At 67.1% G+C, this 25,180-nt stretch carries 23 protein-coding genes and 1 pseudogene; 9 read left to right on the top strand and 15 right to left on the bottom strand.

Going from position 1 to position 25,180, the window contains the following annotated elements; genetic code table 11:
* Positions 1-32: 32 nt before the first annotated feature.
* Positions 33-893, bottom strand: coding sequence for an exodeoxyribonuclease III (locus MICSW_RS13835; protein WP_464496310.1), 861 nt, complete (start codon positions 891-893; stop codon positions 33-35).
* A 173-nt stretch (positions 894-1,066) separates the two neighbouring features.
* Between MICSW_RS13835 and MICSW_RS13830 the strand changes: the two genes are divergently transcribed.
* Positions 1,067-1,447: a hypothetical protein gene (locus MICSW_RS13830; RefSeq protein ID WP_375236480.1), complete on the top strand. Its 381-nt coding sequence runs from the start codon at positions 1,067-1,069 to the stop codon at positions 1,445-1,447.
* 32 nt (positions 1,448-1,479) lie between these two features.
* Here the strand turns inward: MICSW_RS13830 and pntB are convergent, their stop codons facing one another.
* Positions 1,480-2,937 carry a Re/Si-specific NAD(P)(+) transhydrogenase subunit beta gene (pntB, locus tag MICSW_RS13825; protein WP_347424202.1) on the bottom strand — a complete coding sequence of 486 codons (1,458 nt, stop codon included), beginning with the start codon at positions 2,935-2,937 and terminating at the stop codon, positions 1,480-1,482.
* A complete protein-coding gene (locus tag MICSW_RS13820) occupies positions 2,934-4,472 on the bottom strand; it encodes a Re/Si-specific NAD(P)(+) transhydrogenase subunit alpha (RefSeq protein ID WP_228178284.1) in 1,539 nt (512 codons plus the stop codon). The genes pntB and MICSW_RS13820 overlap by 4 nt, the downstream gene beginning before the upstream one ends.
* Before the next feature lie 191 nt (positions 4,473-4,663).
* Between MICSW_RS13820 and pyrE the strand changes: the two genes are divergently transcribed.
* Entirely contained in the window at positions 4,664-5,257 is a 594-nt protein-coding gene (pyrE, locus tag MICSW_RS13815) for an orotate phosphoribosyltransferase (RefSeq protein ID WP_292728348.1), read from the top strand.
* Positions 5,258-5,439: 182 nt separating this feature from the next.
* Here the strand turns inward: pyrE and MICSW_RS13810 are convergent, their stop codons facing one another.
* A complete protein-coding gene (locus tag MICSW_RS13810) occupies positions 5,440-6,249 on the bottom strand; it encodes an HAD-IIA family hydrolase (RefSeq protein ID WP_464496309.1) in 810 nt (269 codons plus the stop codon).
* Positions 6,250-6,291: 42 nt separating this feature from the next.
* On the opposite strand from MICSW_RS13810, the gene MICSW_RS13805 reads away from it, so the two are divergent.
* Positions 6,292-7,239, top strand: coding sequence for an SDR family NAD(P)-dependent oxidoreductase (locus MICSW_RS13805; RefSeq protein WP_464496308.1), 948 nt, complete (start codon positions 6,292-6,294; stop codon positions 7,237-7,239).
* A 98-nt stretch (positions 7,240-7,337) separates the two neighbouring features.
* On the opposite strand, the gene MICSW_RS13800 is transcribed toward MICSW_RS13805, so the two are convergent.
* Positions 7,338-7,973: a metal-dependent transcriptional regulator gene (locus MICSW_RS13800; RefSeq protein WP_464496307.1), complete on the bottom strand. Its 636-nt coding sequence runs from the start codon at positions 7,971-7,973 to the stop codon at positions 7,338-7,340.
* 34 nt (positions 7,974-8,007) lie between these two features.
* Entirely contained in the window at positions 8,008-9,318 is a 1,311-nt protein-coding gene (locus tag MICSW_RS13795; RefSeq protein ID WP_228178289.1) for an Nramp family divalent metal transporter, read from the bottom strand.
* Positions 9,319-9,412: 94 nt separating this feature from the next.
* On the opposite strand from MICSW_RS13795, the gene MICSW_RS13790 reads away from it, so the two are divergent.
* Both MICSW_RS13790 and MICSW_RS13785 read left to right on the top strand, forming a co-directional pair.
* On the top strand, positions 9,413-10,051 hold the full coding sequence (locus MICSW_RS13790; protein ID WP_228178290.1) for a TrmH family RNA methyltransferase: 639 nt from the start codon (positions 9,413-9,415) through the stop codon (positions 10,049-10,051).
* A gap of 54 nt (positions 10,052-10,105) precedes the next feature.
* Positions 10,106-10,597, top strand: coding sequence for an FBP domain-containing protein (locus tag MICSW_RS13785; RefSeq protein ID WP_464496306.1), 492 nt, complete (start codon positions 10,106-10,108; stop codon positions 10,595-10,597).
* Positions 10,598-10,603: 6 nt separating this feature from the next.
* Here MICSW_RS13785 and MICSW_RS13780 read toward each other — a convergent pair whose 3' ends face one another.
* Positions 10,604-11,332, bottom strand: a complete 729-nt coding sequence (locus MICSW_RS13780; protein ID WP_228178292.1) for a pyridoxamine 5'-phosphate oxidase family protein — start codon at positions 11,330-11,332, stop codon at positions 10,604-10,606.
* Complete coding sequence (locus MICSW_RS13775; protein WP_228178293.1) at positions 11,329-12,675, bottom strand: MATE family efflux transporter; 1,347 nt, start codon at positions 12,673-12,675, stop codon at positions 11,329-11,331. The genes MICSW_RS13780 and MICSW_RS13775 overlap by 4 nt, the downstream gene beginning before the upstream one ends.
* Positions 12,676-12,867: 192 nt before the next feature.
* Here MICSW_RS13775 and MICSW_RS13770 point away from each other — a divergent pair.
* The 3 genes and pseudogenes from MICSW_RS13770 to MICSW_RS13760 all read left to right on the top strand — a co-directional run bounded on the left by MICSW_RS13770 (position 12,868) and on the right by MICSW_RS13760 (position 17,167).
* Positions 12,868-14,228, top strand: a pseudogene (locus MICSW_RS13770) (ClC family H(+)/Cl(-) exchange transporter).
* A 23-nt stretch (positions 14,229-14,251) separates the two neighbouring features.
* Entirely contained in the window at positions 14,252-16,216 is a 1,965-nt protein-coding gene (locus tag MICSW_RS13765) for a M13 family metallopeptidase (protein WP_464496305.1), read from the top strand.
* Between the two features lie 144 nt (positions 16,217-16,360).
* Entirely contained in the window at positions 16,361-17,167 is an 807-nt protein-coding gene (locus tag MICSW_RS13760) for a serine hydrolase (protein WP_464496304.1), read from the top strand.
* Between the two features lie 24 nt (positions 17,168-17,191).
* Here MICSW_RS13760 and MICSW_RS13755 read toward each other — a convergent pair whose 3' ends face one another.
* The 6 genes from MICSW_RS13755 to MICSW_RS13730 all read right to left on the bottom strand — a co-directional run bounded on the left by MICSW_RS13755 (position 17,192) and on the right by MICSW_RS13730 (position 23,410).
* Positions 17,192-17,785 carry a PadR family transcriptional regulator gene (locus MICSW_RS13755; RefSeq protein WP_300591854.1) on the bottom strand — a complete coding sequence of 198 codons (594 nt, stop codon included), beginning with the start codon at positions 17,783-17,785 and terminating at the stop codon, positions 17,192-17,194.
* 135 nt (positions 17,786-17,920) lie between these two features.
* Positions 17,921-19,333: a vanillate/3-O-methylgallate O-demethylase gene (gene ligM / locus MICSW_RS13750; protein WP_464496303.1), complete on the bottom strand. Its 1,413-nt coding sequence runs from the start codon at positions 19,331-19,333 to the stop codon at positions 17,921-17,923.
* A 53-nt stretch (positions 19,334-19,386) separates the two neighbouring features.
* Complete coding sequence (gene purU / locus MICSW_RS13745) at positions 19,387-20,259, bottom strand: formyltetrahydrofolate deformylase (RefSeq protein ID WP_228178300.1); 873 nt, start codon at positions 20,257-20,259, stop codon at positions 19,387-19,389.
* 19 nt (positions 20,260-20,278) lie between these two features.
* Positions 20,279-21,148, bottom strand: coding sequence for a methylenetetrahydrofolate reductase (locus MICSW_RS13740; RefSeq protein WP_464496302.1), 870 nt, complete (start codon positions 21,146-21,148; stop codon positions 20,279-20,281).
* 146 nt (positions 21,149-21,294) lie between these two features.
* Entirely contained in the window at positions 21,295-21,804 is a 510-nt protein-coding gene (locus MICSW_RS13735; RefSeq protein WP_292732185.1) for a MarR family winged helix-turn-helix transcriptional regulator, read from the bottom strand.
* Positions 21,805-21,913: 109 nt separating this feature from the next.
* Positions 21,914-23,410 (bottom strand): aldehyde dehydrogenase family protein, encoded by a 1,497-nt coding sequence (locus MICSW_RS13730; protein ID WP_347424192.1) that lies wholly within the window; start codon positions 23,408-23,410, stop codon positions 21,914-21,916.
* 328 nt (positions 23,411-23,738) lie between these two features.
* On the opposite strand from MICSW_RS13730, the gene MICSW_RS13725 reads away from it, so the two are divergent.
* Complete coding sequence (locus MICSW_RS13725) at positions 23,739-24,515, top strand: aldehyde dehydrogenase family protein (protein WP_464496301.1); 777 nt, start codon at positions 23,739-23,741, stop codon at positions 24,513-24,515.
* Here MICSW_RS13725 and MICSW_RS13720 read toward each other — a convergent pair.
* Positions 24,448-25,116, bottom strand: a complete 669-nt coding sequence (locus MICSW_RS13720) for an acyl-CoA dehydrogenase family protein (protein ID WP_464496300.1) — start codon at positions 25,114-25,116, stop codon at positions 24,448-24,450. The genes MICSW_RS13725 and MICSW_RS13720 overlap by 68 nt on opposite strands.
* Positions 25,117-25,180: the final 64 nt, after the last annotated feature.

Raw genomic sequence — 25,180 nt, 5'->3', positions numbered from 1 at the left:
CCCTAGGCGCCGGGTGCGGCTCTGGGCCCGCCTCAGCCGAAGATCATGGGGCGGTCGTCGTCCTCTTCATCCGCGTCAGGGAACAGCCGCCCGCGGTCCAGGTCGACGACAACAGGCACGTGATCGCTCGGGGCCTCGCCCTTGCGTTCGTTGCGATGGATGGCGGCATCCGTCACTGCATCCGCGAGAGCGCGGGAGCCGAGGATGAAGTCGATCCGCAGTCCCTCGTTGCGGGGGAAGCGCAGCTGCTTGTAGTCCCAGTAAGTGAATCCGGTCGGAACCAGGGGCCTGACGACGTCGCTGAGCCCCGCCTGCTCGAGAGCGGTGAAGGCCTCGCGTTCGGGGGCGGAGACGTGCGTCGAGAATCCTTCAACGATCGCGGGGTCGCCGTTGTCGGCATCCGTCGGGGCGATGTTGAAGTCGCCGACCAGAGCCAGAGGCAGGTCGGGCGCTGCCGCGAGGGTGGTTGCGGTGTACTGGCGCAGCGCCTCGAGCCAGTGGAGCTTGTAGACGTAGTGGGGGTCCTCGAGGGCACGACCATTGGGGACGTAGAGGCTCCAGACGCGCACGCCGTCGATGGTCGCGCCGATCGCGCGGGCCTCCTGCGGGGCATCCGGGCCCTCGTGCCCCTTCGCGAAGCCGGGCATCCCGGGGAAGGCGGTCTCGACCTCGGTCGGACGCGAGCGGCTGGCGATCGCGACACCGTTCCACTGCGAGAAGCCGTGGGCTTCGACGTGGAACCCCGCCTGCTCGAACTGTTCGAACGGGAACTGCTCGACCTTGCACTTGATCTCTTGCATTGCCAACACGTCGATGTCTTCACGCACCGCGAAGTCGACGATCCGGTCGACCCGGGCGCGGACGGAGTTCACGTTCCAGGTGGCAAGGCGCATGGTCTCAGCCTAGAGTCGCCGGCCGACGTCGCCCGCTTCCTGACGCGGGCTCCGGGGCGGGGTGTGGCCAACTCCTGAGTTCCGGTGCCGAACCCCGGCCGTGTCGAGGTGAGGATGCCGTGCGGCCGTCGAGTGTGCGGAGTTAGCTGCGGTGGTGGCCTGGGGAGATAGGGGTGGTCGCGTGGTTCAATCTGGCGTCCGCGTTGCTCGGCATGGCCGGCCTCACCTTCGGTTTCATGCCCATTCCGACGGAGTGGATCGAGGGATCCGTTTTCACGTCGTACGTCTGGCCAGGTGTGATCCTCGGGGTCGTCGTGGGTGGATCGCAGGCGCTCGCGCTGGCGGCGCAGTACTGGCGCTTCCGCCTCGCGGCTGGACTACATGCGGCGGCCGGGCTCGTCATGATGATCTGGATCTTCGTCGAGATCGCCATCATGCTCGTCTGGTCGCCGCTCCACGGCATCTACTTCGCGACCGGCCTCGTTCAGACCGTCCTCGCGGTGCTCGCGCTCGGTGCCTGGCCGCATCCATTCCTGGCCCGAGACCCGCGCTGAACGCGGCGTCTGGGGCGGCTCGGATGTCGCGGCTAGAGCTCCCGCAGGATCTGCTCGACCTTCTCCTTGGCGTCACCGAAGAGCATCTGGGCGTTCTCGCGGAAGAACAGCGGGTTCTGCACGCCGGCATAGCCCGAGGCCATCGACCTCTTGAAGACGATGACGTTGTCGGCCTCCCACACCCGCAGCACCGGCATCCCGGCGATCGGGCTGCCCGGATCCTCGGCGGCGGCGGGGTTGACGGTGTCGTTCGCGCCGATGACCAGGACGACCGATGTCTCGCCGAAGTCGTCGTTGATCTCGTCCATCTCGAACACGATGTCGTACGGAACCTTGGCCTCGGCCAGCAGCACGTTCATGTGTCCGGGAAGGCGTCCGGCGACGGGATGGATGCCGAATCTGACATCCACGCCGCGCTCGCGCAGCTTCGCCGTCAGCTCCGCAACCGGGTACTGGGCCTGGGCGACCGCCATGCCGTAACCCGGCGTGATGATCACCCGGTCTGCCTCGGCGAGGAGCTCGGCGGCGCCCGTGACGTCGATCTCGCGGTGTTCGCCGGTCTCGTCATCCGTCGACCTGGGCGCCTCGATCCCGAACCCGCCGGCGATGACGGAGATGAATGATCGGTTCATGGCACGGCACATGATGTACGACAGGTAGGCACCCGAGGACCCGACGAGCGCGCCAGTCACAATGAGCAGGTCGTTGCTGAGGATGAAGCCTGCCGCCGCGGCGGCCCAACCGGAGTAGCTGTTGAGCATCGAGACGACCACCGGCATGTCGCCGCCGCCGATCGAGGCGACGAGGTGCCAGCCGAGCAGCAGCGCAAGGACCGTCACGACGATCAGCAACCACAGGTCGGGCGTGATGACGTACCAAACCGTCAGGCCGACGAAAGCGACCAGGGCGCCGAGGTTGAGGGCGTTCTTGCCCGGCAGCATGAGCGGCTTCGACGAGATGCGAGCCGACAGCTTCAGGAACGCGACGATCGACCCCGTGAAGGTCACGGCACCGATGAACACGCCGATGAAGACCTCCGCATGATGGATGCCGAGCAGAGCCCCGTCGATCTCGCCCGGGTCGAGCGCCCCGTTCCACCCCACGATGACCGCCGCGAGGCCGACGAAGCTGTGGAGGAGCGCAATTAGTTCGGGCATCCCGGTCATTTCGACAACGCGGGCGCGCCACAGCCCGATGGATCCGCCGATCAGCACCGCGACCACGAGCAGCGTCAGTCCAATCGTCGCCTGTGGCTGCCCCCACAGCTGCTCCACCGTGAGCCAGATCGTCGCGGCAATCGCGATGACCATGCCGCCGATACCGAACAGCACACCGCGGCGGGCTGTCTCGTGCTTGCTGAGCCCGTGCAGACTCAGGATGAACAGGAGCGCAGCGACGAGATACGCGGCCCCCGCGACGGATGCCGCAACTGACGCGCTCGCGGCAGATACTGACGCACCGCTGTGGAGAAGGATCGACGCGGCGCTCATCGGGCCTCACCCTTCGAGAACATCGCGAGCATTCGGCGGGTCACGGCGAAGCCTCCGAAGATGTTGATGCTTGCCAGGAGCACGGCGATTGCCGCGAGAATCTGGACGACGAGTACGCCGGATGCCAGCTGGAGCATCGCGCCGACGACGATGATGCCCGAGATGGCATTTGTCACGCTCATGAGCGGCGTGTGGAGGGCGTGATGCACCTTGCCGATCACGAAGAAGCCGATGATGATCGACAGGACCAGCACAGTGAAGTGCTGGGGGATCGGTGGCGGTGCGATCGCGGTCACGACGAACAGGAGAACCGCCGCGGCCCCGAGAAGCACCGGGGTCCGCCACGCGGGCGCCTTCTTCGGTTCTGGCTTCGGGGCAGGCTCCCCCGCGACCGGCTTCGGTGCGGCCGAGACCTGTACGGGCGGTGGTGGCCAGGTCGACTCGCCGTCGCGAACGATGGTGACACCACGCTGCACGATGTCGTCGAAGTCGATCGTGAGCTGCCCGTCCTTGCCGGGGGTGAGCAGCGCGACCAGGTTGTAGACGTTTGTGGAGTACAGCTGCGACGCCTGCGCGGGAAGTCTCCCCGCAAGATCCGTGTAGCCGAGGATCGTTACGCCGTTCTCGGTCACGATGCGCTCGCCCGCAACCGATCCCTCGACGTTGCCGCCCTGCGCCGCCGCCATATCGACGATGACACTCCCCGGCTTCATCTGCGCGACATCGGATGCCGTAATCAGCCGCGGCGCTGCGCGCCCGGGAATGAGCGCGGTGGTGATGATGATGTCGACATCCGCCGCCTGCTCGGTGTAGATCTCGGCGGCGCGCCGATCGTAGGCCTCGCTCGTCGCCTTGGCATACCCGTCGGAAGACTCCATGACCTCGTCGACCTCGACGGGAAGGTACTCTCCGCCCACCGACTTCACCTGGTCGGCGACCTCGGGCCGCGGGTCGGTGGCGCGCACGATAGCGCCCAGGCTCGCGGCCGTACCGATCGCCGCGAGTCCTGCGACGCCCGCGCCGGCGACCAGCACCTTCGCGGGCGGTACTTTCCCGGCGGCCGTGACCTGGCCGGTGAAGAAGCGCCCGAACTCGTGCGCTGCCTCGACAACGGCGCGATACCCCGAGATGTTGGCCATCGAACTCAGGACATCCATCGACTGCGCCCGAGATATGCGCGGAACGGCATCCAGTGATAGCGCCGTGATTCCGCGGGTCGCGAGCGACTCCCGAACCTCGGGCCGGAACGCGGGTGCGAGCATTCCGATCACTGTCGCGTCGTCCCGAAGCAGGGCCACGTCATCAGCGCTCGGAGCCGTCACCATCACGACGATGTCTGCACCCCAGGCGCCCACACGGTCGGTCACCTGGGCGCCGGCATCCGTGTACGCCGCATCGGGGAACGAGGATGCCGCGCCCGCTTCTGCCTCCACGACCACCTCGTACCCGAGCGTGATCAACCGAGCGACAGTGGGCGGGGTGAGAGCGACGCGGGTTTCGCCGCCGCGCTCCGCGACGATGCCGATGCGGGTCATGTGCGCACTCCCTTGCTTCTCGCGTGCGGGTTCCGCGAACGGGCCTGACTCTATCGGCGAGCTCGACGCGGCTTCGGGACCATCGTCCTCGCGATGAGGCGCGGCCCGAGCTACACCAATCTAGGAGCCGCCGCGGGGCTACGGTCCCAGATGACGCGGAAACATTGTGCGTTCTTTCCTAGACTCGGGCTGTGACCGCTTCCTCCACGCCCGAACTCGAAGCCGACCGCCAAGCCCTCATCGCCCTCATCGGCGCCGAAGCGGTCTTCCACGGCGACTTCACCCTGTCCAGCGGCAAGAAGGCGTCGTACTACGTCGATATGCGCAAGCTCACGCTCGATCACCGGGCGGCCCCCGCCATCGGGCGGATCATGCTCGACCTCGTTCGCACCGGGCTCGGGACGGATGCCGACACCGTCGTCGCCGTCGGAGGCCTCACCCTCGGCGCCGACCCCATCGCGAACGCCGTCATGCACGCGTCAGTCGACACCGAGCATCCGCTCGACGCCTTCGTCGTCCGCAAGGAGCCGAAAGACCACGGCCGCGGCCGTCAGGTCGAGGGAGCGGACGTCGTGGGTAAGCGCGTCGTCGTGCTCGAAGACACCTCGACGACGGGGCAGTCGGCGCTGAAGGCCGTCGAGGCGCTGCGCCGCGAGGGCGCGGAGCCGGTCGCCGTTGCCGTGATCGTCGACCGCAAAACCGGTGCGCAGCGGGCGATCGAGGATGCCGGGCTGCAGTGGCTCGCGGCGATCGACCTCGACGACCTGGGCCTCGCCCCGCAGTAACACCTCAGTCCTCGCCGCGGTCGCCGCGGCTGCGCCACCACTGCCACACCGCGACGACGAGGGCGCCGCTGATGATGATCAGCGACGTCCACAGCAGCAGCGACTGTTCGAGCTCGTTCACTGACGCTTTCCTTCGTCTGCGTCCCCGGCTTCGACGTGGTCGCCGTCGTCCAGGGCACCCATCACAGCACCTCGGGCATCTCCGACTCTTCAGACTCCGCGGGAAGCAGCGCGGCGATCGAGTCCAGGATCTCGTCGGGACGGAAGGGGAAGCGTTCGATCTCGGCGGGGTCGCTGATGCCGGTGAGGACGAGCACCGTGTGAAGGCCTGCCTCGATGCCCGCGACGATGTCGGTGTCCATCCGATCGCCGATCATCCCCGTGGATTCCGAGTGCGCACCGATGCGGTTCAGGGCTGAGCGGAACATCATCGGGTTCGGCTTGCCGACCACGTACGGCTCCTTGCCGGTGGCTTTCGTGATGAGCGCCGTGATGGCCCCCGTCGCTGGGAGTACGCCCTCGGCGGAGGGCCCGGTCGCGTCGGGGTTCGTGGCGATGAAGCGCGCGCCGGCTGAGATCGCGCGGATCGCCTTCGTGATGGCCTCGAACGAGTAGTTGCGGGTCTCGCCGACCACGACATAGTCGGGGTCGTTCTCGGTCATGATGAAGCCGGCTTCGTGTAGCGCCGTGGTCAGGCCCGCCTCGCCGATCACGAAAGCGGAAGCGCCGGGGGCCTGTCCGCGCAAGAAATCCGCCGTCGCCAGTGCCGAGGTCCAGATGGCCTCTTCGGGCACGACGAGCCCGGATGCCCGGAGCCGGGCGCTGAGGTCGCGTGGCGTGAAGATCGAGTTGTTCGTCAGCACGAGGAAGGGAACTCCCTGCTCGCGCCAGCGCTCGATCACCTCAGCCGCCCCGGGGACGGGGATGTTCTCGTGGACGAGCACGCCGTCCATGTCGGTGAGCCAGCATTCCACGTCTGCTCGGGTCCGCATGGGCACAGCGTATCCCGCTCGCGGAGGTCTAGTGTCGATCACGTGACGCGCAGGCGGTGGGATCCCGAGTCGCTGCCCGACCTTTCCGGGCAGTCGTACCTCGTGACGGGTTCCAACGCGGGCCTCGGCTACTTCGCGAGCGAGCAGCTGGCGCGCGCCGGAGCGCACGTCATCATGTCGGGCCGCAATCCCAAGCGCCTCTCCGCCGCTCGGTCAACGCTTGCCGGTCGCGTTCCGGGAGCCGACATCGAATCCCTCATCATCGACACCGCCAAGCCCGGGTCGATCAGGTCTGCGGCGGCTTCCCTGCGGACGCGTGGCCCGCTGGACGGGGTTCTCCTCAACGCCGGCATCGTGCATCCGCCCCGGCGTCGAGAAACGACGTCCGATGGAGCCGAGGTCGTGCTGGCCACCAACGCACTCGGGCACTTCGCGCTCGCGGGGGAGCTGCTCGTCCCGCTCGCCCGGTCGGGTGGCCGCATGGTGTGGCTCGGCAGCATGTCGATCTCGCTCACGCCGTACGACCCCATCGATCTGCAACTGGCCGAGGGCTACTCGGGATGGCGTGCGTACGTGCAATCGAAGGTGGTGACCACGGCCCTCGGGGTGGAAGCAGATCGGCGCCTGCGCGAGCACGGCGTTCCCGTCGACAGTGTCGTCGTGCACCCGGGGTACTCCGTGAGCGGACGCACACCGGGCCTCCACGGCGTGAACCAACCAAGCAAGATCACCCGGTTCGTCGACAACCTGCAGACCCCGTTCACCCAGTCCAAGGAGCACGGCGCGTGGCCGCTCGTGCGGGCGCTGGCCGACCCGTCGATCGCCGGTGGCCAGTTCTGGGGACCGCGCTACATCGTCAAGGGGGACCCGCGGCGGGCGCGAGCGCCGAAGATCATCCGCGACCCGGAGCGCCTCGCGCGGATCTGGGAAGCCTGCGAAGCGGCAACCCGCACCCGGTGGCCGTTCGCAGCGGCATCCGTGGCCCGCTGAGCCGACGGTATCCCGGTTCGGTCGCGCTGTCGTGTGGGTGCGGCGCGGCGTGACCCGCGTCAGCGCGCGACTGAGGCTGGGGTTACAGCGGACCCGACTCAGGCGCTCAGCCAGATAGCCTCGGGCGCCGTCGAGGGCAGGGTCACATCCCGTCCGTCGACCTTGAGGACGGCGGGTCCTCGGACGCACACGACGCTGCCGACGTCGACGGATGCCGCATCCAACGCCTCGAGCAGCCCCGGGACGCGGTCAGAGACGCGAAGAATCCGTCCACAGTGCCCCGGGGGAGCATCGGCGAGCAGCACGAATCGCTCACGGGTGACCGTGCCGTCGGCATCCGGGATGGCGTCGCCGTGGGGATCGAACCGGGGCCTCCCGAGGCGCTCATCGATGCCGTCGAGGAGCCGGTCGCTGATGGCGTGTTCGAGGATCTCTGCCTCCTCGTGCACATCGGCCCAGGTGTAGCCGAACTCGCGTACGAGCCAGGTCTCAATAAGGCGGTGGCGGCGGATGATGGCGGCTGCGCGGTGCTCGCCGGCTGTCGTGAGCGAGATCGGTCCGTACGGGCGATGGGTCACGAGCCCGGCCGCGGCGAGCTTGCGAACCATCTCGGTCACGCTCGAGGGCGCAAGTCCGAGCTCGGAAGCGAGTTGCGACGGCGTGATCCGTTCGGTCTGCCACTCCGTGTGATTGTAGATCGTCTTCAGATAGTCGTCGACGGCCGCGGAGGACATGCCGAAACCCTACCCGCCCCGGGTGGGCGCTCGATCACGTGCCGGTGAAGACCAGCCACAGCAGCACCAGGTTGAGAGTGATCAGCAGCGCCGCTGACACCACGCCCAGGACGGTCGTTGCGAGTCGGTTCCGGAACGGACCGAGGACGCTGCGCCGTGCGGTGATCCACACGAGCGGAACGAGGGCGAACGGGATGCCGAACGAGAGCACGACCTGGCTGAGGACGAGAGCGAAGGTCGGGTCAACGCCGAACCCGAGGATCAGCAGAGCGGGAACGAGCGTGACGAGGCGCCGGACCACGAGCGGCACCCGGATGCGCAGCAGGCCGCTCATGATCTCGGCGCCCGCGTACGCTCCGACGGCTGTGGAGGCCAGGCCGCTCGCGAGCAGTCCGACGGCGAACAGCGTCGCGATGATCGGTCCGAGCCCGTCACGCAGGGCGGCGTAGGCGCCCTCGAGCGAGTCGGTGCCGGGGACGCCCGCGAGGTTCGCTGCAGCAAGCAGCAGGATGCAGAGGTTCACGGTTCCGGCGATCACCATGGCGATCGTGACGTCCCAGCGCGTGGCGGTCAGGAGCCGCCTCGTCGACACTCCGCGCCCTGATTCGAGGCCGGCCGCCGCGGAGCCGAACGCGAACGGCCCGGCCGTGGTGGTCGGCGCGAACCGGTCGCGGCTGAGAGCCGAGTGCGCGTAGATCGCATGCGGCATGACGGTCGCGCCCAGGATGGATGCCGCCAGCAGCACGGAGTCAGCGCCTTCGAACCGGGGGACGAGACCGCCGACGATTCCGGCGGGGTCGGGCGGCGCGACGAAGACTCCGGCGGTGAACCCGACAGCAATGAGGACCACGAGCCCGATGACGATGACCTCGAAGGGCCTGGCCCCGCGCCTGGACTGCACGATCAGCAGGCCCAGGGAGACGACACCCGTGATCACCCCACCCCAGAGCAGGGGGATGCCGAACAGCAGGTTCAGGGCGACGGCACCGCCGATCACCTCGGCGACGTCGGTCGCCATCGCGACGAGCTCGGCTTGCAGCCAGTACAGGCGCCGCCCCCAGACGCTCCGGATTCGCCCTCCGAGTGCCTGGGGCAGGCTCTCGCCGGTGACCACGCCGAGCTTTGCCGAGAGGTACTGAATAAGCCAGGCCATCACGTTCGCGACGACGACGACCCACACCAGCAGATAGCCGTAGCGTGCGCCGGCTGTCATGTTGCTGGCAACGTTGCCGGGGTCGAGGTAGGCCACGCCGGCAACCATCGCCGGGCCGAGGAGCCACACCAACCGGGGTGCGCGCGCCGACGCTGAGACCGTGGCAGTGAGCGTCGGTGGAGACTTCGGCATATCGAAACCCTATCGATTTTTCGGTATACCGAAAAGATGCGCGGTGGGCACTCACCGTCCGGGCTCAGCGCGACCGTCAGATAGATTGCTCGACGTGCAGGACGAGACGGAGCCCGGGAGCGAGCCGGAACTCCCTCACGGAGTCGGACCCTGGCCGGGCGGTGAAGCTGAATGGCCGGATGATCCCCGACTTGACCCCGACCTCCTCGCCGCAGGTGACCGCCGCAACGTCGTCGACCGGTACCGATACTGGCGAATGGACGCGATCGTCGCGGACCTGGACGAGCGGCGGCATCCGTTTCATGTGGCGATCGAGAACTGGCAGCACGACCTCAACATCGGCTCCATCGTCCGCAGCGCGAACGCCTTCCTCGCAGCGGAAGTGCACATCATCGGGCGTCGCCGCTGGAACAAGCGCGGCGCGATGGTCACCGACCGCTATCAGCACGTGCGTCACCACGAGGATGTCGCGGCTTTCGCCGTGTGGGCGGATGCTGCGAACCTTCCTGTGATCGCGATCGACAACGTCGAGGGCTCCCGGCCGCTGCCCGAGGCGGACCTGCCCCAGGCGTGCGTTCTGTTGTTCGGTCAGGAAGGGCCGGGGCTCTCGGCAGAGGCGCTGGCCGCGGCATCCGGCAGCGTCGAGATCGCGCAGTACGGGTCGACCCGCTCGATCAATGCCGCCGCGGCTGCAGCTGTCGTGATGTATGAGTGGTGTCGACGCTGGGCGTGAGCTGGGCTCTGCTCGAGCAGGCCGCCGCGCGTTCACACCCTGAAAGGCACGCATATGCGTCCCCTCACCGACGCCCAGATCCGGGCATCGTTTCTCAACGCCTCGCGCAGCGAGCGCAAGAACCTCACCCTTCCCACCGACCTCGACACTCGCGACTGGGAGGCCCTGGACTATCTCGGCATCCGCGATTCGAAGCTGCCGAAGCTCGCGTCAGTCGTGATCGAACTCGACGACGAGCCCGTCGGCATCCTGCTGCGTCAGACCGATGCTCGCCCCCTGAGTCGTCCGCAATGTTCGTGGTGCAACGACGTCCAGCTCCCCAATGACGTCGTGATGTTCGCCGCCAAGCGAGCGGGCGACGCCGGACGGCGCGGCGATACCGTCGGCATCCTCGTCTGCGAGAACTTCGAGTGCTCGGTGAATGTTCGAAAGCTCCCGCCGTCGGCGTACCTCGGATTCGACCGTGAGTCGGCGCGCGATAGGCGCATCGAGGCCCTGCGCGCGAACGTCACCGAATTCGCCCGCAGCGTCCGCGACGGCGCGTAGCCGCCCTCAGGGCTGCATGATCTCGCGCAGTCGAGCCTCACGCTCGGCGGCGAGATCGTGCAGCCGCTGAGCGAAAGCAGCGACGGATGCCGCATCCGCAGCCCCTGCCGCGCGGGTCACCGGGGAACCTATCGGTGTGCCCGCGCGGACGGCGAGCGGCACGACACCCGCCCAAACGGTGTGGTCCTCGCCGTCGTCCTCAGTGTCGCCCACCCCGTCGAAGCGGACCTTGACGCTCGCCTGATCGAGCGGGACCTGCAGAACGTGAGTGGCGCGGACTTCTTTGCGGGTCATCTCCCGCACCTCGGCGCGGCGGCCCGGCATGAGGTGATCCGAGACCTGCCACAGCGCCCGCTCCCGCTGGTCTTCAGGCACAATGCGGGCGCGCCCGAAGACCACCGCGCTGCGGTAGTTCGCGGAGCTCTCGAACGTGGATGCCGCGAAGACGAGTCCGTCGACGTGGGTGACCGTGACCGAGACCGGGACGCCCTCGCCCGCGGCATCCAAGAACAGCCCGCCGCCGGTCGACCCGTGCAGCAGCAGAACGGGGCCTTCACCGAGATCGCCGACCCCGTAGAGGTAGGGCAACACGATCGGTGCGCCGTCCCGCACGAAGCCCACGTGGGCGACGATCCCCTCAGCCAGGATGCCGCGCAGCACGTCGGCGTCAGTGTTCTGCCGCTGCGGCTTGCGTCGCACCTGCAGCGAGGGGGAGGAGGGGCTCTCGGGGCTCATATGTTGAGGGTAGAGCCGAGCCACGTCTGGCCCCGCAACCGCCAGCCGAGCGTCGCGGCGCGCGCAAGCATGTAGACGCCGAAGAAGGCGACGGCAAGCCACGCGAGCCCAGCGGCGCCGCCGGGGTGGAAGATCGCGACGAGGGCCAGGGCGGGGAGGAACGGTACGAGATTCAGCGCGCCCGCGATCGCGAGATAGCGCGCGTCGCCGGCACCGATGAGCACGCCGTCCCAGACGAAGACGATGCCGCACAGCGGCTGCGCAACGGCGAGCACGAGCAGGGCGGGCTGCACGATGGCCGCAAGTTCCGGGTCGCCGGTGAAGAGGATGCCGATGACCCCGGATGCCGCCGCGACCCCCGCGCCGACGAGGATGCCGAACCACAGACCCCACGCGCTGGTGCGCTGCAGCACCTTACGCACTCTGGCATGGTCCTGCTCGCCGAGTGACTTGCCGATGAGCGCTTGGGCCGCGATCGCGAGGGCGTCCAGAGCGAACGCTGCTGCCGAGAAGATCGTGTACGCGACCTGCCAGCCGGCGAGCTCATCGGTGCCGAGCCCGGTGGCGACGGCCACCGTGGTCAGGAGGGCTATCCGCAGCGACACCGTGCGCAGGAATAGCCAGCCGCCGGTGCGGGCGGACCCGCGCACGCCGCGAGCCGACGGGCGGACCTGGGCCGAATGGCGCTGAGCCAGCCGACCGATGACACCGACGTAGGCGACGACCATGCCCCATTGGGCCAGCACGGTTCCCACCGCCGAGCCCGCGATCCCCCACCCGAGCCCGTAAATGAAGAGCGCGTTCAGCGCAGCATTCGCGCCGAAGCCGGCCGCGGCGATCCACAGCGGCGTGACGGTGTCTTGCATCCCGCGCAGCAGCCCTGTCGCGGCGAACACGATGAGCATTGCGGGAAGACCCCACATGGAGATCTGGAGGTAGGTCACCGCATCCGCCGCCACCTCCTGGGTGGCACCGAACAGCGAGACGAGGGGTGGTGTCGCGAGGGATCCGGCGAGGGCCAGAAGTGCGCCAAGCCCGAGCGCGAGCCAGAGGCCGTCGATGCCGACCGAAACCGCAGATTTCGCATCGCCGGCGCCGAAGCGTCGGGCGACTGCCGGTGTGGTCGAGTACGCGAGAAAGACCATGAGCCCGACGATCGTCTGCAGGATCGCCGAAGCGATCCCGAGGGCGGCCAGCGGCACGGTACCCAGGTGCCCGACCAGTGCCGAATCGACGATCAGGAACAGCGGCTCGGCGATGAGGGCGCCGAGGGCCGGCACCGCGAGCCGCAGGATGTCACGGTTCAGCGTCGTCGGTGCGTCGCCGGCGGGTCGAGAAGGCACGAGCCGAGCCTAGGGTTCACCGCCGCTGACACGGATGACGCGCGCCGCGCCACCGTACGGTGCTGGTCTGTTCGGTTGCCGCGACACGCCGTGCGTGGCATCCGTCGTCCGCGCTTCGCGGCAAACGAACCGCGCGGATGCCACGATGGGCAGTGCGGAAGAGGCGCCGCCGGGCGCCCGGGCAGGGGTGGGATGACGGGGAACACGTCGTCGACGACATCTCCGGATGCCGGCAGTGGGGCTGCCCGGCAGATCGCGATCCTCATGCTGCTGGCTGCCATCGCGGGTCTCGCCCTCGGACTCGTCGGCGGGGCCTTTCGCTGGTGCATCGACCAGGCCGAGCATATGCGCATCGAGGTCTTCGCGTTCGCGCACGACCAGCCCGCGTGGGGGTGGCTCATCGCTATCGCCGTCACCGCCACGGGCGCGACGCTGGCAGCACTTCTCGTGAAGTGGGTCCCGCAGGCGGCCGGGAGCGGCATCCAGTACGTCGAGGCTGTCGAGCGCGGGGAGGAGCCGCCGAGCGCTCTGGGCGTGCTTGTGGCGAAGTTCGTGGGCGGCGTGCTCTCGATCGGGTCGGGAATGGTGCTGGGTCGCGAGGGCCCCACGGTTCATATCGGGGCGGTGCTCGGCGCCGAGGCTGCTCGCCGCAGCCGCAGATCCGCGGCGGACGCGCGCACCCTTCACTCCGCCCTCTCTGGCGCTGGCCTAGCCGTCGCTTTCAACGCTCCGCTGGGCGGATCGCTCTTCGTCATCGAAGAGGTCGCCCAGTCGGTGCGCGCGCGTATCGTCCTCCCAACCCTGACCGGTGTCGCTGTGGCAGTTGCCACGGCGTGGATCGTCGTTGGCAATGCGCCGATCTTCCAGGTAGCGCCCGTCCCGCCGCCCGACCTCGCGCAAGTGGGCGTCTTCGCGGTGTTTGGCCTGCTCACCGGCATCCTCGGTGCGGGATACAACCGGCTGATCCTCGGGTTCCTGACGGCGGCCCGGGCAGCGCGCCGCGTGCCGCCGGTGGCCCAGGCGGCGATCATCGGCGGAGCAGTCGGCCTGCTGCTCTTCCTCGACCCGCTCGGTGCCGGCGGGGGCGATCCGATCTCGCAGGGCCTACTTCGCGGCGAGTCGCTCATCCCTATCGTGCTCGCCGCAACCCTCGTCATCCGGTTTCTGGCCGGTCCGCTCTCGTACGCGGCGGGAACCCCCGGGGCCTGTTCGCCCCGCTCCTGGCGATCGGTGCGCTGTGGGGAGCGCTCTGCGGATCCGTCGCGAAGCTGATTCTCCCGGAGGTGGCCGATACGACGGTCGTGGTGTTCGTCCTCGTCGGCATGACCTCGATGTTCGCTGCCACGATCCGGGCACCCCTGACCGGCATCGCCGTCGTGGTCGAGATGACGGCCGTTGCCACAGTGCTGGCGCCGATGCTCGCGGCATCCGTCTGCGCGATCCTCGTCGCCGCGGCTCTTCGCACCCGGCCCCTCTACGAAGACCTGCGCGAACGGATGCTGCATCCGCCAGCCGTTCGTTCGGTGTTCCCGCCTCGCAGGGATCGTCCATAGCGGAGGTGCTTATTCTGGAGGACATGACCGACGCCCTCGTCTCTGGCCTCCCGCTCGAAGAACTTTCTGCCGACATTCGCCCGCAAGACGACCTGTTCCGTCACGTCAACGGTGCGTGGATCGATCGCACCGAGATTCCGGACGACAAGGCTCGCTGGGGCTCGTTCCACCTGATCGCCGAACAGGCCGAGAAGGATGTGCGCGCCATCATCGAAGAGAGCACGGATGCCGAGCCCGGCACCGAAGCACGCAAGATCGGCGACCTGTACACGAGCTTCATGGACACCGAGCGCATCGCCGAGCTCGGCGCGACCCCGATCGCCGCTCAGCTGTCCGCTGTTGATGGGATCTCATCGATCCCGGAGCTGATGACGACTCTCGGCACCCTTGAGCGCGACGGCGTCTCGGGCCTGTTCGGCCTGTACGTGGAGCCCGACCCTGGCAACCCGCAGCGCTATGTCCCCTTCATCGTGCAGGGCGGGCTGTCGCTTCCCGACGAGAGCTACTACCGGCTCGAGAACTTCGACGAGACGCGCCGCGAGTTCCGGGCCCACGTCGAAAGGATGCTGACCCTCGCAGGTGCCGCGGATGCCGCGACGGACGCCGATCGCATCGTCGCCCTCGAGACCGAGCTGGCTTCCCACCACTGGGACAACGTGCGCAGCCGCGACGCGATGGCCACCTACAACCTGCGGACGTGGAGGCAGCTCCTGGAGTTGGCGGGGCTGGACCTTGCGCCGTGGCTGTCGGCGCTCGCGCCCGGAAAGGAGACGGCCTTCGACGAGGTCGTCGTGTACCAGCCGAGTTTCATCGAATCGCTGGGTGCGCTGCTGGTTTCCGAGCGACTCGATGACTGGAAGGCCTGGCTGCGGTTCGCCGTCATCCGCGGCGCCGCACCTCTCCTGTCGGACGAATTCGTCACCGAGAACTTCGCCTTCTACGGCACTCAACTCACCGGGGTGCCCACGATCCGAGAGCGCTGGAAGCGCGGAGTCAGCCTCGTCGAGGGCTCGATGGGTGAGGCAGTCGGACGCGTGTACGTCGAGCGGCACTTCCCGCCGGCTGCCAAGGAAGCGATGGACGAGCTGGTTGCGAACCTCATCGAGGCGTACCGCCGCAGCATCCGTTCGCTGGAGTGGATGAGCCCCGAGACCCGCGAACGGGCTCTCGCCAAGCTCGACGCGTTCACGCCGAAGATCGGCTACCCGACGACGTGGAAAGACTATTCAGCGCTTGAGATCGACGCCACGGATCTCGTCGGCAACGCGCGCCGTGCGCACCGGGTCGAACACGATCGCCAGCTCGCCAAGGTCGGGAAGCCGATCGATCGCGACGAGTGGTTCATGACACCACAGACGGTCAATGCGTACTACAACCCGCTCATGAACGAGATCGTCTTCCCCGCGGCGATCTTGCAGTATCCCTTCTTCGACGCCAGCCGCGACGCCGCGGCGAACTACGGCGGTATCGGCGCGGTCATCGGTCACGAGATCGGCCACGGATTCGACGACCAGGGCAGCCGTTTCGATGGTGACGGATCGCTGCGCGACTGGTGGACCGAGGCCGACCGTGAAGCGTTCGAGCAGCGCACCAAGACCCTCATCGAGCAGTACGACGCGTTGACCCCGCGAGGCCTTGACGAGAAGCATCACGTCAACGGCGCGCTCACGATCGGTGAGAACATCGGCGACCTCGGGGGCCTCGGTATCGCGATCAAGGCCTACGAAATCTCGCTCGGCGATGAGTCGGCTCCGGTCATCGACGGCTACACCGGCATCCAGCGACTCCTGCTGAGCTGGGGACAGATCTGGCAGCAGAAGGGACGGGATGCCGAGACCATCCGCCTGCTCACGGTCGACCCGCATTCGCCCAACGAGTTCCGTTGCAACCAGATCGTGCGCAACGTGGATGCCTTCTACGACGCGTTCGAGGTGACAGAGGCCGACGAGCTGTGGCTGGACCCCGCCGAGCGCGTCACTATCTGGTGAGGTCGATCACCCAGAATCCCCCCACCTGAACACGGGAAGGATCCCTCGGTGGGCACACCACCCAGCACGTCGCGCGCGGATCACCGCGCCGATTCTCGGCGGACTCGTCATGCCTCTGGGCGTGCGCGTTCCTTTGGCGCGACGATGCACGCTCTCGAACAGCTGGCCAGCACGGGTAGCCGTGTCTCGGTGTGTGTCACTGACCTTGATCGCGGGAAGGACCTCGTGCTGGGGGATGCGTTCGTCACGCTGCCGGTCGCCCAGCTTGGGGTCATACCTCTTCTGATCCAGGTGTCTGCAGCGATGGAGTCGGGCAAGGTGGATGCTGCGGCATCCGTTGCCCGGCAGCCCCTGGTCGACGGCTCGTCGGCCGGACTGTGGCGCCACTTCGCTGCCGTCGATCTGAAGCCGGTGGATCTTGCGGTCCTCACGGCGGCGGCAGCCGACCCGTTGGCGACCAACGCGCTCATCGATCTCGTCGGGCTCGACCCGGTTCGAGAGCGCATCGAGCACCTTGGGCTCACACGGACAGCACTACTCGACCGCGTCCGTGAGGACCGGGGGCCGGATGACGCTCCGCACTTCGCGCTGTCGACGACCCGTGATCTGACGACGATGTTCTCGGCGCTCATGAACGGCAGGGCAATATCTGCCGCGGTCAGTGCGGAGGTGGTCGGGTGGCTCGCGCTCAATGCCGATCTCGGACTCGCCGCTGGCGCGACGGGCCTCGACCCGCTCGCACACGCCGGCACCGGGAAGGAGCTGCTTCTCGTGAACAAGACCGGGCGCGACCGCGGCATCCGTGCCGAGGCCGGCGTGCTCGCCGGGCCCCGGGCAGGCGTCGCCTACGCGATGATCGTGCAGTTCACGGAGCACACTCCGCTCGATCGGTTGCGGGTGCAGGATGCGTTCCGGGTATTCGGCGCCGACCTGATGGAGTCCGTGCACTGAACCTGGTGCCCTCCGGGGCTCAGCTCAGACGTCGCCGTCGAGCTTGTCAACCAGATCCAGGCCGCGCTGTGCCCACGCGATCTCGCTCTTTGCCCGCTCGACAAGACCCTCGTACGCGAAGTGCTTGTACGCGACGATGCGCTCGTGTTCTTCGGCGGGGGAGGCTTTCAAGCGACGTTCGAGCATGGGGTTCGGTGGATCGATGTGATCGATCTTGCGGAGTTCGCCGTCCCACTGGGCGAGCTCGCCTTCCCACTGTTCGATGTGTCGACGAAAGAACTCTCTCGCGGCATCCGGCGACGCCGACTCCAAGTACGCGGCGCGCAGGTGGGCGGGGTCGCGTACGCGCTGATAGTCGAGCGGGGAGGCCATCCAGGCGAGGAAGGCACGGTCGCCGGCATCCGTGACGTGGTACATCCGCCGCGTGCCGCGCTCGCCCCGAGCTTGCTCTTCGGCTTCGATGAGGCCGTCGGCTTCCATCTTGCGTAGCTCGGGATAGATCTGCGAGTCCGGCGCGTGCCAGACATGACCCACGGACTGCGTGAACTGTTTGGCCAGCTCATACCCCGACAGCGGTCCGACCCGCAGCAGCGCCAACAGTGCGTAGCGAAGGCTCATCGCTGTGCTCCTTCCCTGCCGAGTCCGCTCCCGTGATGCTACCGATACGCCGCGAGACTGCCCCCGCGCCGCGAGACAGCGTGTTGCGTGTGCTGTCTCGCGGGCAGGATGCAGTCTCGCGGGTTTCTGAGGTGATCAGTCGTTCTTGTAGCCGGTGCGCCAGCCGCCCTGGTAGGTCTGGCGGGCGACCGTCGAGTAGGGCACGGGGCTCACGACGACGCGGACCTCGGTCTGCTCGTGCGGCTCGACCGATGCCTTCTTCGAGCCACCGTTCGGCTCGCCCCAGACGACCTTGAGCTCGGTGCCCTCGGGGACGTCGGGCGAGACGGTGGCCAGCGACAGGCCACGGCGCTCGTTGGACGAGTACCCGGTGAACATCGAGTAGCCGACGACCGTGCCATCGGCATCCACGACGGCGTCGTAGTTGGCCGAGCCGTAGTTCGCGAGCGGCAGGTCGAAGAACTTGTAGTTCGGGCCGTCGACGTTCAGGAGCGAGGTCCAGACCTTGCCGAGGTCATCGGCGTTCCAGGCCAGCGTGACCTTCTTGCGCTGGGCAGCCGGGTCCATCTTCTCGAGTGCGTTACGACCGATGAAGTCGTGGTCGAACTTCACGAACGAGCCGTAGCCGAGCTCCCAGGGCGTGAGGTAGTAGTCCTCGATGTTCTCGGACACGAACGATCCCGCAAGCGTGCCGGTGGCCTCGTACGAGTTGGCTGGCAGCCAGTCGCGGTAGGCCTGCTCTTCGGCGCCGGTGTAGATGGCGGGCAGGGGCGAGGGGATCCAGCCCGACTCGAGCGTGTTCGACGGGTAGGCCCGCGAGCCGACGGGAAGCAGCCCGAACTCGGCGCCAGCCTCGACGATCAGATCGCGGATCTTGTGGTGGTCGGCGTAGGGTCCCCAGATCTCGAGGCCCGGCGCGCCTGCCATACCGTGACGGAGGGTGCGGACATTCATGCCGCCGATCTTCATCTCCGACATGTTGAAGAAGCCGAGCTTCTCGAGCGGTCCGCCGTTGAGCTTCTCGATAACGGCCCAGGCGTTCGGGCCCTGAATCTGGAAGCGGTAGTACTTGCGCGAGACGGCGTCGCCGTAGGGGCGCGAGTTCGAGCGGCGGTCGACCTCGACATCCAGGTTCTGGTAGCCACCGGTCTCACCGTGGAACATGAGCCAGTTCGACGCGGGCGCGCGGCCGACGTAGACGTACTCGTCCTCGGCCTCGCGGAACAGGATGCCGTCGCCGATGACGTGGCCCGACGCCGTGGTCGGCACGTACTGCTTGGCCTTGTTGACAGCGAAGTTCGCGACCGAGTTGATCGCGGTGTCCGAGATCAGCTTGATGGCATCCGAGCCCTTGAGGAACACGTTGTCCATGTGGCGGGACTGGTCGTAGAGCACGGCCGTGTCGCGCCAGGCCTTCTGCTCCTTGATCCAGTTCGTGAAGTCGGCCGGCACGACGGGGTAGATGTACGAGCCGATCTGGGAGTTGCGCAGCAACTCGACGGGCGAGCCCGCCGCGTCGATGACCTGCTGCAGATTCTGAGGTGCCACGATGAACCTTTCTTCAGTGGTGCGGGCACATCCCGCGGTGGTGGGTGGGTAGGTCAGAAGACGACGGTGTGGTTGCCGTGTCGGATGACGCGGTCTTGTGCGTGCCACAGCACGGCGCGCGAGAGGACTGCCCGTTCGACGTCGGCGCCGCGGCGTTGCAGGTCGGCGGCGGAGTCGGCGTGGGTGACCCGTACGACGTCCTGCTCGATGATGGGTCCTTCGTCGAGGTCCTTGGTCACGTAGTGGCTCGTTGCGCCGATCAGCTTCACGCCGCGTTCCTTCGCCTTGCGGTAGGGACCAGCGCCGATGAAGGCGGGAAGGAACGAGTGGTGGATGTTGATGACCGGGACTGCGACGTCGTCAATGAAGTCCTCGGAGAGGATCTGCATGTACCGCGCGAGGACGACGAAGTCGACGTTGCCCGCGAGCAGCTTCACGATCTCGGCTTCGGCAGCCGACTTGTCCGGCCCCTGGGAGGGCACGTGGAAGAACGGGATGCCGAAGCTTCGGACGTCCTCGGCCATGTTGGTGTGATTGGAGATCACCATCGGGATCGATACGGGGAGCTCGCCGCGGCGGTGACGCCACAGCAGATCGAGAAGACAGTGGTCCGAGGTTGAGGCGAGCACTGCCATGCGTTTGGGAATCGACTGGTCGGTGAGTCGCCAGGTCATCCCGTACGGCTCGAGCGTCTCGGCGATGTCGCTTTCGATCTCTTCGAACGCCGCCGTCAAGTCCGGTCGGTGGAAGACGACGCGCTGGAAGAAGGCGCCGCCTTCGGGGTTGTCGGAGTACTGATCAAGACTCACGATGTTCGCCTTGTGGCGCGTGATCAGGCCGGTGACCGCCGCGACCAGGCCGGGCTGGTCAGGGCCGTGGACGATCAGGCAGGCGTGATCGCGCAGCGCTTCGTTGTGTACCGTCATGGCGTCAAGTCCTCCCCGCTCACTTCGCGATGAAGTCGCGGGCCCACGTCGCCGTAGCTTCCAGGCCACCGAACGTGTACATGTGCAGCTTCACGGCGCCGACCGAAGGGTCAGCGTCGAACAGCGCGGCGAGATCGGAAACGAACTTGTCAGGTCCCGCGGAACCCATGAGGTTCGTCAGCGAGAAGCCGTACTTCTTTACGATCATCGCGTTGGCTCCCACGCCGAAGCGCGACGCGAACGAGATGAGGCGCTTGATGCCGGCGGGGCCGGGCGTGCCGAGGCGGATCTGGGTGTCGATGCCGCGGTCGCGAACACCCTTGATCCACGCCATCACCGGGTCGGTGTCGAAGCTGAACTGGGTGAGGATCACGGCATCCAGGCCGGCATCCTTCAGGGCGGCAGATTTGTCTTCGAGGTGCTGCCACAGGACGTCGGTGGCGATGTCGGGGTGGCCCTCGGGGTAGCCGGCGATCGACACCTCCTTGACGCCGTACTGCTGCAGGACTCCCGAACGGATCATCGTCAGCGCGTCGGGGTAGGGGCCCTCCGGCGTCGCGGGGTCGCCGCCGACCGCGAACACGTGCTCGGTGGCGCCGATCTCGGCAAGTGCGCTGAGGAATTCCTCGAGCTGCACCTGGGATGCGATGCGGCGCGCAGAGATGTGCGGGACGGGGACGAACCCGAGCTCTTTGACGGCCTTGGCTGCAGCTACCCGCATCGGCAGGTCTTCGTTCCCGAGGAAGGTCACGTTGACCTTCGTCCCGGCCGGGATGAGCGAGGCGGCCTCGGTGAGACCGACGACGTCCTTCTCTTTTCCGTTGATCTCGAGGGAGTAGCCCTCGACGAGACGTTTGGCCGACTCGGTCGTCGGTGTGGCGTGTGCCATGGCGAGTGGTCCTTTCCGCTGCCAGGAGTGCGTCGTTGCAGTCTGCAGCAATTTTACCTATGGGCATAGGCAATGTCTAGAGGTACGAAAGCGAGGAGGGGATACCCGACGCCCGGTCGGATATCCCCTCCTCGGGAAGGCGCCGCTCAGCGCGCTCGGCTCGCGGCGGTCTCGTTCTCGAGGATCTGCAGCTCGCGCGCGTCGACGAGCATCCGCTGCAGCAGAGCATTGAGGCTCGTGATCTCGTCGGGTGAGAGGTGGGCGAGGATGATGTCCTGGCCCCTCATCGAGATCGGGAGCATGTCGTCGTGCATCTCGACGCCGTCGCGTGTCAGATACATGGGCCGGGAACCCCGGGGGCCGTCCAGCAGGACGATCAGCCCCCTGCCGACGAGCGTGTTCACGCTCTTGGAGACCACTGCCTTGTTGACGCCGATGAACTCGGAGACCTCGGTCGCGGAGAATCCGGGGTTAAGCGCCAGGACCGAAATCACCCGCCAGTCGTTGGTGCCGAGGCCGAAACGGCGTCTCAGCTCGTTCGATTCTCGCCACACCAGAGCATTGGACAGCAGCGCGAGCAGGCGCGGCGTGAAGTTATCGGGGTCGACGGTGTTCTGAAGTGGTTCCCACTGGATGCGTTGATCGAGCCGGTCCATGTGGTCCTTCGCGCGTCGGGATCTGAGTCTGGTCGGGTTGGGAGTGACAGTAGTAGACGATCGGGGTCGCGCGAGGAATCTGCCCGACCCCGATCGTGTGAGGTGCTTCTTAGTGCGCCATCGCCGCGAGGGCTTCGGGGTCGATGGTTGCGATCGAGCGGGTGTCCTGGAACGCACGGATGCCTTCGATACCCTGCTCGCGACCGATGCCGGACTGCTTCATGCCGCCGAACGGAGCACGCAGGTCGAGGCGGGTGGCGCCGTGGTCGTTGACCCAGACGTATCCGCACTCGAGCGCGCCTCCCACCCGCTGAGCAGCTTCGGGGCTTCCCGTCCACACCGACCCGCACAGGCCTGCCCAGGTGTCGTTGGCCAGGCGGATGGCGTCTTCTTCGGTGTCGAAGGGGATGATCGGGATGACGGGGCCGAACTGCTCCATGGTGACAACGCGCAGGTTCGGGTCGGGGTCTACCACGATCGCCGGGCGCATGAAGTTGCCGCCCGCGAGCTCCCCACCGGGCAGCTCGCCGAACTCGCGCACGTCGGCGCCGGCATCCTTGGCCTCCTGGATGAGTTCCTCCACGAACGCTTTCTGCGCCGACGAGTGGAGCGGGCCCATCGTGGTCCCCTCATCGAGGCCGTACCCGATGACTGCCTTGCTCAGGCGGTCGGACAGACCGTTCACGACCTCGTCGAGGCGCGAGCGGTGTACGTAGACGCGCTTGGCGTTCATGCAGATCTGGCCGGTGGTGTCGTAGATCGCGGCGTACAGGCGGTCAAGGTGGGTGTCGTCGATGACGGCGTCTTCGAGGAAGATCGCCGCGTCGTTGCCGCCCAGTTCCAGGGTGACCCGAGTGAGCGTCTTCGAGGCCATCTCCATCATCCGCTTGCCGCCGTTCACCGATCCGGTGAAGCAAACCTTTGCGATGTCGGTGTTCTGAATCAGGCCCGACATGTTCTCGTCCTTGCCGGTGACGATGTTCAGCACCCCGGGCGGGAGCTTCTCTGCTACGCGCTGCACGAGCTTGGCGGTGGCAAGCGGCGCGGTCGGCGGCGGCTTGACGATCGCCGTGTTCCCGGCCAGCAGCGCGTGCGGAAGGGCTGCGCCCAGGATCGCGATCGGCCAGTTGAACGGGACGATGATCGTGGTCACACCCAGCGGCTGGTACGACACCTTCGTGTCGACGGGGATCGCGCCGGGCACCGCGGGGAGGGTGTGGTCGGTGTCGACCTCGTCGGCGAGCATGAGAGCAAGGTTCCAGCGGATCTCGAACACGAGTGCGTCGACCCACGCCTCGAAGCGGACCTTGCCGTTCTCTTGCGACAGGATCGCCGCGTCCTCGTCACGGTCATCCGCGATCCCGGCGATCGCCTCGGCCATCAGGCGTGCGCGCTCTTTCGCGCCCAGAGCCGCCCACGCCGGAAAAGCCTCTTTCGCGGCAGCAACCGCGTCGGCGACGTCCTGCGTCGAAGCGGACGCGGCCTCGCCGACAACCGCGCCCGGCTTTCCTGGGTCCGCGATCTTCAGCGTCTCGTCGGTGAACCGTTCGGTTCCCCCGATGAACAGACCGGTCCGTACACCAGCCTGCGTCAACGTGTCAGACATCCTGCACCTCTCTGTGTGTTGTCTTCCTGATTTCGGATGCCGTCGCACCCTCCCCGCGCCGGGCGGCGCGAGTCCATTGTGCAGCGCCGTCGTGGCGTTGGTAACCGTCTTCGGACAATTCCGGATGCCGCGGGAGACGTCCGACCATGCCGTGCACCCAATCACCAGGATGACGCTTCAACGAGTTTAGATGCATTCCTGTTTACTTGTAAATGAGTTTGTGTTAGCGTCACTGCGTCGCCCCGGCTGAGCCGGTGGCCACCCGAACGAGAGTCGATGATGACCCCCGCGGTCCGTCGCTCTCCTGTCATCGATGAGGAGGCATGTGATGGGTCGAACGTCCCCTGTAGCGCAGGAGCGTCGGAGCGTCGAGGAACTCGAGGATCTCGCTTTCGAGCTTCGTCAGAAGCTCCTGAACCTGTGCGGTACGTACGAGGGAGCAGTGCACATCGGCGGTGATCTGTCCTCTGCCGACATCTTCACCGTGCTGTTCGAGTACGGACTTAATGTCGACCCCACCAACCTCGCCAATCCGACCCGCGATCGGTTCGTCCTCAGCAAGGGTCACGCCGCTGTCGCGATGTACATCGCGATGGCGATCGATGAGGTACAGCGCGATCGGGTACACGCCCTGGTGATGGATGCCGTCGCAAGCGGCGCCGAGCTGCGCGCGGGCGGCACCTACGAGGACCTGTTCTACCGACCGACAGTGCTCGCGAACACGCCCGCAGAAGCGCCCGCCTACTGCGAAGAAGTCTTCGGACCCGTCGCGTCGGTGGTGAAGTTCTCGACCGACGAGGAGGCCGTGGCGCTCGCGTCGGCGACCGACTACGGCCTGTCCCTCGGCATCGTCACCAAGGACGCGCTCGCGGGGTGGGGCCTCGCACAGCAGATCCCGACCGGGATCGTGCACATCAACGATCAGACCGTGAACGACGAGGCCAACACGCCCTTCGGCGGAACCGGAGCATCCGGCACGGTCTCACGCCACGGAGGTGCCCAGGCCAACATCGATGCCTTAACCGAGACTCGGTGGATCACGATGCGCCGAGAGCCGTATCCTGTGCGCCCAGGCCGATCTTCTTCAGGGGGCCGCTGCGGGTGAACCCGGGCATCCCGTCCTCCGCGACGAGGAGGCTGAATCCGTCTCGACCGGCGTCGGCATCCGTTCGAGCGACGACGATCACGAAATCGGCGAGGAGACCGTTGGAGATGAAGGTCTTCGCTCCGTTGAGCACGAAGTCGTCACCGTCGGGTCGTGCGGTAGTCGCGATGGATGCCAGGTCTGAGCCGGTTCCGGGCTCTGTCATCGCGATAGCGCCGATCTTCTCGCCAGCCACCAGGGGAGTGAGCCACCTGTCGTTCTGCTCGTCGGAGCCGAAGGCGATGAGGTAGGGCGCGATGAGGTCATTGATGCCGCACAGCGACATCGACACCGCTGTCGCGCCGGCGGTAGCGAGCTCCTCGATCATGATCGCGTTGTAGCGGAAATCCTCGACGTCCCCGCCTCCGTTGCTAGCCGGGGCCGAGATTCCGAGCAGTCCGGTCTCGCCAGCCTTCGCGAAGAGGGTCCGATCGACGCGTCCGGCTTCTGTCCAGGCATCCAGGTGGGGCGACACCTCGCGCTGGACGAACCGGCGAACGGTGTCTCGGAAGTCGGCGTGGGACTCGTCGAAGATCGTGCGGGGTACGGCGACGCTGCTCATGGTGAGGATTGTGGCTGCGTCCTCAAATGATTGTCAAGTTCAACGATTGTGTTCGGCAGCGAAT

The sequence above is a fragment of the Microbacterium sp. SW12 genome (assembly GCF_055391095.1).
The sequence above is the reverse complement of the archived record's forward strand: the minus strand, read 5'-3'. Positions and strand labels throughout refer to the sequence as shown.